This is a genomic window from Flavonifractor sp. An82 (assembly GCF_002159265.1).
GTDB lineage: Bacteria > Bacillota > Clostridia > Oscillospirales > Oscillospiraceae > Flavonifractor.
The window spans coordinates 1-7,886 of sequence record NZ_NFHG01000042.1 but is presented as its reverse complement, the minus strand read 5'-3'; the positions used below and the strand labels follow the sequence as shown (position 1 = coordinate 7,886).

At 48.6% G+C, this 7,886-nt stretch carries 12 protein-coding genes; 10 read left to right on the top strand and 2 right to left on the bottom strand.

Annotated elements, in window-relative coordinates:
• The 3 genes from B5G34_RS18000 to B5G34_RS17990 form a co-directional block, all read left to right on the top strand.
• Positions 1-1,032, top strand: a 1,032-nt coding sequence (locus tag B5G34_RS18000) for a phage/plasmid replication protein (protein ID WP_162609535.1), incomplete at its 5' end; no start/stop codon positions are given.
• A gap of 110 nt (positions 1,033-1,142) precedes the next feature.
• Positions 1,143-1,394: a hypothetical protein gene (locus B5G34_RS17995; RefSeq protein ID WP_087340642.1), complete on the top strand. Its 252-nt coding sequence runs from the start codon at positions 1,143-1,145 to the stop codon at positions 1,392-1,394.
• Positions 1,391-1,555: a helix-turn-helix domain-containing protein gene (locus B5G34_RS17990; RefSeq protein WP_087340640.1), complete on the top strand. Its 165-nt coding sequence runs from the start codon at positions 1,391-1,393 to the stop codon at positions 1,553-1,555. Before B5G34_RS17995 ends, B5G34_RS17990 begins: the two co-directional genes overlap by 4 nt.
• 13 nt (positions 1,556-1,568) lie before the next feature.
• On the opposite strand, the gene B5G34_RS17985 is transcribed toward B5G34_RS17990, so the two are convergent.
• Positions 1,569-1,868: a helix-turn-helix transcriptional regulator gene (locus B5G34_RS17985; protein ID WP_162609534.1), complete on the bottom strand. Its 300-nt coding sequence runs from the start codon at positions 1,866-1,868 to the stop codon at positions 1,569-1,571.
• A 246-nt stretch (positions 1,869-2,114) separates the two neighbouring features.
• Here B5G34_RS17985 and B5G34_RS17980 point away from each other — a divergent pair, with 246 nt between their 5' ends.
• The 7 genes from B5G34_RS17980 to B5G34_RS17950 all read left to right on the top strand — a co-directional run bounded on the left by B5G34_RS17980 (position 2,115) and on the right by B5G34_RS17950 (position 7,299).
• Positions 2,115-3,008, top strand: a complete 894-nt coding sequence (locus tag B5G34_RS17980; protein ID WP_162609533.1) for an AAA family ATPase — start codon at positions 2,115-2,117, stop codon at positions 3,006-3,008.
• A gap of 5 nt (positions 3,009-3,013) precedes the next feature.
• Positions 3,014-3,349, top strand: coding sequence for a hypothetical protein (locus tag B5G34_RS17975; protein WP_087340633.1), 336 nt, complete (start codon positions 3,014-3,016; stop codon positions 3,347-3,349).
• A 17-nt stretch (positions 3,350-3,366) separates the two neighbouring features.
• Positions 3,367-3,825, top strand: a complete 459-nt coding sequence (locus B5G34_RS17970; RefSeq protein ID WP_087340631.1) for a hypothetical protein — start codon at positions 3,367-3,369, stop codon at positions 3,823-3,825.
• A gap of 3 nt (positions 3,826-3,828) precedes the next feature.
• Positions 3,829-4,668, top strand: a complete 840-nt coding sequence (locus B5G34_RS17965; protein WP_087340630.1) for a hypothetical protein — start codon at positions 3,829-3,831, stop codon at positions 4,666-4,668.
• A gap of 326 nt (positions 4,669-4,994) precedes the next feature.
• Entirely contained in the window at positions 4,995-5,336 is a 342-nt protein-coding gene (locus B5G34_RS17960) for a hypothetical protein (protein ID WP_087340628.1), read from the top strand.
• Entirely contained in the window at positions 5,330-5,596 is a 267-nt protein-coding gene (tnpB, locus tag B5G34_RS17955) for an IS66 family insertion sequence element accessory protein TnpB (RefSeq protein ID WP_204245987.1), read from the top strand. The genes B5G34_RS17960 and tnpB overlap by 7 nt, the downstream gene beginning before the upstream one ends.
• 146 nt (positions 5,597-5,742) lie before the next feature.
• A complete protein-coding gene (locus B5G34_RS17950) occupies positions 5,743-7,299 on the top strand; it encodes an IS66 family transposase (RefSeq protein WP_204245986.1) in 1,557 nt (518 codons plus the stop codon).
• A gap of 312 nt (positions 7,300-7,611) precedes the next feature.
• Here the strand turns inward: B5G34_RS17950 and B5G34_RS17945 are convergent.
• Positions 7,612-7,886 (bottom strand): tyrosine-type recombinase/integrase (locus tag B5G34_RS17945; RefSeq protein WP_162609532.1); only part of this gene is annotated, 275 nt, incomplete at its 5' end.

The window sequence follows — 7,886 nt, the reverse complement described above, 5'->3', positions numbered from 1 at the left end:
CAGAAGACCATTGATCACCTGGTGGACCAGAGATCCATCCAACAGATCTATTCCGATTCCTACTCCATTGACCGGCATTTGAAGAGCACCTATCTGGTGGATCAGGGTATCCGTATGCGTCTGCATCAGAGCCATAATAAGTCCAACGGCATCTCCTTTGCAGTCAATCCATCCACCCTGTTAGCAGGATCCTATCAGCCGCTGGAGCTGTATCAGCCCACCAGGAAAAACGCTGCTGCATTGCAGAGACAGATTGGTAACATCATGGATGAGATCCATCTGAGCGATCATGGAGAATCTATCCTGAAACCTGATGAGCTCAGTCTCAGCCGTATGGACCTGACGGCAGACCTATGGTTCAGCCGGGATACGGATCTCTCTTCGTTGATCCGCATATTCCGCAAATCTATGCTGCCACGACACTATAAACGCCGTGAAATAGAGGGAAAACAGGGCTATTTCTTTGAAATCAGCACCAAGGAGCTCTCGTTCAAGGTCTATGACAAAGTCTATGAGCTTGCACAGAATGACCGTTGTCCCAAGAAGTACAGGAAGGAGAGAATCCTCCGGCTGGAAGTCAGCATGAGACGGGAGGCATTCCTGGAAAAGCTGGACTTAAAGCGCAAGGATGACCTCTATACCATGCTTAAGGCCGGATATGACAAGGTCTGCGCTGCCATGCGCGAATTTCTGGACAAGCTGTTTCCTTCTGACGGTATGCACCTGTCCTATCCGGAGGCAGAACGAAAGATCCAACAAAGTAAGTTTGACTCAGATACCAAAGAACAGATGCTGTTCCTGCTGAAAAAGACGAGCCGCGGCGCCGGACTGGACACCGCAGCTCAGAAGTGGAAAAAAGCCTATAGTATTGTTGACGCCCGGAAGTTCCGTTCTCTGATGAAACAATTTGATGAGCTTCAGGTCAATCCTGTGACGCTGACCAGCAGAAAGAAGCAGGGGATTCCCTGTCTGCGTACCGTGATAGAGGAACAACTGGAGCGATATTATTTACAGGTAAAAATCGCGAAATAATGTGAAATGCAACGAGATCACTAACATTAGTATAAGGAACGGTGATTTACACTCAAGTACTTGCTGCTGACTCTGCCGTTCCTAAATCACTCTATGTGGAGGTATCTGCAATGAAGTATATTCCTTATCACGACATGAAAGAGTTCTATACCATTCCGGAACTGTGCCGTCTCTTTGAGATGGACAAACCAGAACTGAGGCAGTACGCTGACAAATATGCCGTCGGCCCCGTAGAGGACCAATTCGGCAACTGGGGCTTTCTCAAGTCGGACGTGCGGAAACTGCACAACGCCATCTATAAGGAGCAGCGGGGCTACCAGCCCAAAAGCAGCAGCAGCTTCCAACAGGATCCCTGGGCATGAGCGAGGTCCTGACGGTGAAGGAGGCGGCAGCATTGCTCAAAACCAGCCGCCAGCAGATCCGCAGGATGATCCAGAACGGAGAACTCCCGGCCGTCAAGGTAGGCCGGGAGTGGAGGATCAGCAAGAACGCCCTGCTGGATTATCTGGGGTTCCCGTACTGACGGGAACCCCTATTTATTTAGCTATCGTCTCTAAGAAAGAAATCAATGCCAGTTTCTGCTCGCTTGTGAGTTTGGTGATCTGACGCAGCAGCCGGTCTTGCTCCGTATCCTGGTCAGATGGAACATCAAAAAAATCCCGCAGAGAGATATGCAGGGTATCACAGATCAGCTGAAGGTTTTCCACCGAGATGCCTTTCTCACCTAGCTCTACTGAGCGCAGGAAGCTCTGGGAAAGCCCGCACAGATTGGCCAGACGGTTGGTAGTCCAGCCGGCAGCTTCTCTCAGTTCCATAATGCGTTTGCCTATCTCCATAACGATACTCCCATTCATTTTGCTATAACTTTAGCAAAATACTCTGGGATTATTTACATCTATAGATATATATGGTATTCTTTTAAATATGAATCGCTAAAAGTTTGTGTAGGATAGCCTTTTTCTAAAGAGATAACCTACACGCTACCAAAACTAATGCGGAAAGGAAGTGAGGGCTGTCATAGCCCGAAATGTATGCCGCTAAAACCAATTTGCGACCAGTCCAAAGCAAAAGCAGACAACTCCTTGTTGCCCAATCCATCGCAAAGTAAACAAGTGAATATCCAATGGGTTCCAATCCATCCGCGATATACATTGAAAGATCTCATATTGGATTCTACAACATCAAACCAACTTTTGGATGTTATCTCCTATCACCAAAATCACGATCTGATTTTTCATAAGTGGGGCTTAGAAGAACGTTTTGCATCACAAGATGGCTTAGCTGTTAACTTATATGGACCACCAGGAACAGGCAAAACTATGGCTGCCCATGCAATCGTTGATGCGCTTGATGCAATGGTGATCTGTGTTGACTATGCTGAAATTGAGTCCAAATATGTCGGTGAGACATCAAAAAATCTTAGCAGATTATTTCAAGCTGCAGAAGAGCAGAATGCCGTAATCTTTTTTGACGAAGCTGATGCATTACTTAGTAAGCGTGTTACCAATATGACCTCCGCGACAGATGTAAGTGTTAACCAAACCCGTTCTGTTCTTTTGAATCTTTTGAATCAGTACCGGGGGGTTATCTTATTTGCCACAAACTTTATTCAAAATTTTGATGCCGCATTCTTGCGGCGAATTAAATATCATATTCAATTTCATCTTCCTGACGAAACGCTTCGTGAACAGCTTTGGAGAGCCTATATCCCCAGTAAGATGCCATGCCAAGTAGATTGTTCATACCTTGCAAGAAAGTATTCAGGCATCAGTGGCAGTGACATTGCCAATGCAGTATTTTCTGCTGCAGTAGGCGCGGCGAGAAACCAAGAAAAATATATTTTGCAGCAACGGTTTGAAGATGCGATCCAGCATTGTCTTGATGCAAAAAAAGCAAACTTTGGCGGAGATATCACTGTTTCAAAACGCATTATTAGCGACGAAGAGTTAAAACACAAATTTGAATCAGGAGTGTGACAACAATGATTTTAATTCCTTTACTTTTAGGCGCAGCTCTGATCGGTATTGTGGCATCGTTCTGGAAAGACCTTGTTTCCTTTCTTAGGCAAGCGGTCGAAAAAGTTCGGCAATTAGTATCGGGCGTTGTATATGGGTGTAAGGTTTTTATCAAAAAAATGTATGAAGGCATTAAGGAAATTTCCAGGCATTATTCCAAAGTGGATCAGCATTGGGAGGAAACAACCATTACCAGAGTGGTATCTGAAAGCGAGGTACCTTCTGACATTCTGGAAAAGGCAAAAGCCTGCGAGGAACTGGATATTACCGACGAGTTGGAAATGCAGCTTGAAAGTGCATAAATATAGGGAGGATTATCATGATTCAATCCGAAAACCAGAATAATAAGGCCAAAGAAAAAATAAAAACTGCCTGGAGTGAAGGGGATCTTTTAGGCTTGATTTCCGCTGGACTAGATAATTTCCTAAGCATATTGTTCAATGGAACCCCAATTACCTTCCGACGCTTCCTAGAGGATACAAGTTATTATTTTGATAAATACATTCAAGATATTAGCTGCAAAGAAAGGCTTCATTATATTGGCGGTAAAATGACACTAGGGTTAGAAGGCAATGGACCCCGCGAGGTTACGTTAATTCGCCTTTCTGCTGTCTTTTATTTTCAGACCTGGGATAAAAAATGGATCGTCAAGGAAAAGAACGGAAATGTTGACAGCGATCGGTTTTCAGACTGGGATACCGATGCCCAATGCAAAGAATTGAGAAAAGCCGGAAAGTTAGAATTATCCATTGAACCGCCAGAAGACAGAGAAGGTTAAGCTATGCTTAATTTAATAATTTCAATAATAGTAATTTGTATTGTCATTGGCATATTAAAAGCAGTTATTGATGCCCTAGGAAAGATAATATTGGGCATTATTGGAATTGCTCTGATTATTGCTGCTATTGTTTTTCTAGGACCACCATTGCTGAAATTGCTTTCTTTCTTCCCAAAACTTCTTCCGTGGATTCTCGTTATTTTAGCGATTCTAATTGTACTTGGCAGCATTGCAACTTTTTTAGAAAAGAGACGCTATCGTGCAGAGTTAAAAAGACTGGATGAACTCGGAATTGACAGCGTAGGCTCTGTTTCAAATGACTGGGAGAAAATGAAACGCTCGGGGTTAATTGAAGTTACATCTTCGGGGTATGCTGTATCAATATCGTTCTATAAGCGAGTTATTAAGCGCATCGGCCAGACTACCATACTCAGTATAGCCGAATTCAAAGAGCACTGCTCTTCGTGTGCAATCCGGTTTCAAGAATCGCTTACCACGCCCTTGTTGAAATTCCTGTACGAAAAATCGCTTTTGTTTCAATTCAGTTTAAGCAATGGCCAAGTCTACATTTTATCTAAATCGTTTATGGATAGATGTGAGGCGCTCTTTTTAACGGCTGGAGCAGCAACAGAATGTGAATTTGAACAGATATGCAATCAAGCAAATTTACTGTGCAAATTCCCGCTGGAAAGTAGAAACTTTGCCCGTTTCTTTTTAAACTATTTGATCTCATGCAATAAAATATATACAGTAGATTTGGATGGATCTAACGACCGGCTTTATATAGCCAAAAAGCAGCAACAAGACTCCTCCTTTGTCCGTCGAGAGATAACCCTTGATTGAGGTGAGTTGAAGTGGCAAACCAAAAAATTGAATATATGTGTAGCTGGTGTGGAAAAAGGGTCATTCGTACAGCCCAATTAGGGCGGCCAGAACCGGGGCAATGTCCTCGTAAGGGGAAGACTGCTGATGGACACACAAAGCCCCATACATGGGTGATCAACCGGAAATTTTAACACAATCAGGAATTGTGATACGTAAGCGTAAAAACAGTCGGCGACTTGTCAGGGTAAAATGTCTCTGCCAAACTATAAGAGTCTAAGGAAGTGCATGGTAGTACAAGATAGTACCAGAGAGTGTCCCAGACTCCAAGATAGTGAGGTGCAGGCATGGAGCAAATGGAGAGTTTACAGAGAGCCAATCAACAACACCGGTTGGCGGAATGGAGCCGACGTGTGGAGGCCTGCCGGAGCAGCGGGCTGCCGGTAGGTCAATGGCGCCAGGAAAATGGGATAGCGGTATCCACCTATTTCTCCTGGCAGAGGAAGGTGTTTCAGGCCCTGAAAGAACTCCAGGAGGTGACCTTCGCAGAGGTGCCGGTCATGGAGCGTACCCAGCCCTCCGGGTATATCGTAGCAGCCATGGAGGTAAGCGGTGTGCGGATCCAGGTCTACGAGGGAGCGGATAAGGACACACTGCAGGCAATTCTCCAGGCAGCAAAGTCATGCTGAACGATTTTAGTTGCAGCTGCCCGGTGTACATTGCCTGCGGATACACAGATCTGCGGCGAGGCATTGATGGACTGGCCAATCTGGTAAAGAGCCAGTTCCAGATGGACCCCTTTCAGCGGGCGCTGTTTCTGTTCTGCGGAAGACGGCGGGACCGGATCAAGGCGCTGTATTGGGAGGGAGACGGGTTTCTGCTGTTGTATAAGCGCCTGGAGAGCGGCAGTTTCCATGGCCCAGGAACACGGAGGAGGTGCAGGCCCTGACACCCCAACAGTACCGCTGGCTGATGGAGGGACTGAAGACCGAGCTGCCCAAGGCAAACAAAGCGGTGTCCGGCCTGAGCGTGATCTAATACCGGGAAGTGCTGAAAGTGCTGGTTTTTCGCTCTGTTTTGTAGTATCATTTTCTTATGGAAAGCAAGAAGAATACTGCCGTAAGCAGCCCGGAAATGGTGACCATCTCACGGGCGGAATATGAAGAGTTAAACCTCCAGAACCAATGGCTTTTGGAGCGGCTTGGTCTTGCGAAGAAACGGCAGTTTGGCGTATCCTCAGAGCGGCTCCAGGAGGGGCTGATGGACCAGCTGTCTCTCATGGCGAATGAGGCGGAGGCCTACGCCTATGGGACCAAGAACGCCACAGCGGAGCAGGTGGCGGTAAAGGCCCATGCCCGCAAGCGGCAGAGCGGCAATGTGCTGGATATCGTGCCGGAGGGCACCCCTACGGAAGTGGTAGAGCACCGTCTTTCCGAAGAAGAGCGCATTTGCGATGTCTGCGGCGCCGTGATGGAGGAGATTGGCAAAGAGGTGCGCCGGAGCCTGAAGATGGAGCCGGCCCGATTCTGGATCCGGGAGGATGTGTACTACACCTACGCCTGTAAACAGTGCGAGGCGGAAACAGGCGAAGGCAATCTCCGGAAAACACCCAAACAGCCGGTGCTCTGCCCGGGCAGCTTTGCCTCCCCAGAGGCGGTGGCCCATATCATGACGCAGAAATTCGTCATGTACTCGCCGCTGTACCGTCTGGAGCAGGAGTTTCAGCGGCAGGGGCTGAAGCTGTCCCGGCAGACCATGGCCAACTGGATCCTGCAGGCCTCGGACACCTGGCTGCGGCCGGTGTATGATGCACTGCACCGGAGGCTATGCCAGGAGACTGTATTGCACGGGGATGAGACCACGCTGCAGGTGCTGAAAGAACCGGGCAGGACATCTACGAGCAAATCCTATATGTGGCTCTACCGGACCAGCGGCTGCGCTGAGTATCCCATTGTCCTGTATGAGTACCAGCCCAGCCGGAAGGCGGAGCACGCCCAGGCATTCCTTAAGGATTTCTCCGGCTGGCTGCACGCGGACGGCTACCAGGGGTACCACAAACTGCCCGAGAACATCCGGGTAGTTGGCTGCTGGGCTCATGCCAGGCGAAAATTTGACGAAGCGCTGCAGACGCTGCCCAAAGAGAAACGGCAGGATTCTCTGGCGGCAACCGGCGAGTGTTACTGCACCCGGCTGTTTCAGCTGGAACAGTCTCTCGCGGACCTGACACCGGAAGAGCGATATAACAAGCGGCTGGAACTGGAGAAACCGGTTCTGGACGCTCTGTTGGCATGGGCAAATGAGGCCAGCGCCAAAACGGCACCCAAGTCTGCCCTGGGCAAGGCGCTGCACTATCTGCGGGAGCAGTGGCCCTACCTGGTACGCTATCTGGAGGACGGCAGGCTGGAGCTCTCCAACAACCGTGCCGAGCGCAGCATAAAGCCCTTTGTCATGGGCCGGAAGAACTGGCTCTTTTCCAACACCCCCGCCGGCGCCCAGTCCAGCGCTGTGATCTACAGTCTGATTGAAACTGCAAAGGAGAATGGCCTGGACCCTTACCGCTACCTGGTTTGGCTCCTGAACAACGCACCGGGGCTGAGCCAGACGGATGAGGCTTGGGCGGAATCTTTCCTCCCGGTGAACGCACCCCAGTAATGCAAAAGTCCAAAACCATAATGAAAATGCCGACCGCCATCTCATTGCCTGTGCGCTGAGATGGCGGCCTTTTTATACGCCGAAAGATTTTACGGTTACCTTACACAATTTCCTCTCTCCATGTTTTTTATCAGAAAAGTTCTACCGATTTTCTGATTATCTTTTCAAATCTCCGCAAATGTCGGAAAGGCTTGGAATATCAAGCATTTCCGGCATTTTGCGTTTCGGAAGATACCCCGCATATCATGGCATTTCGGAGCCTCACTTGGCGTTGAAAAGTAGTAAAACCGTAGTAGAAACGGCGGTTTACTACTACGCCGCCAGCTTGTCCATCGCCGCCTTTGCGGAGGTGTAATCCGCATGAGCGTAATAGTTCAGCGTCATGGTGATATTGGAATGGCCCATGATGTACTGCAGGTCCTTGGGGTTCATCCCAGCGTGGGCGAGGCGTGTGCAGAAGGTATGGCGCATGGTATGGGGCGTGATGTTCGGCAGGGCTTCTTCTGGTTTGTGGTGCTTGTTGTACTTCCTGACAAGCCCCTGGAACATGCTCTCGTAACAGGACGCCGTTTTGGGAAGGCCGCTCT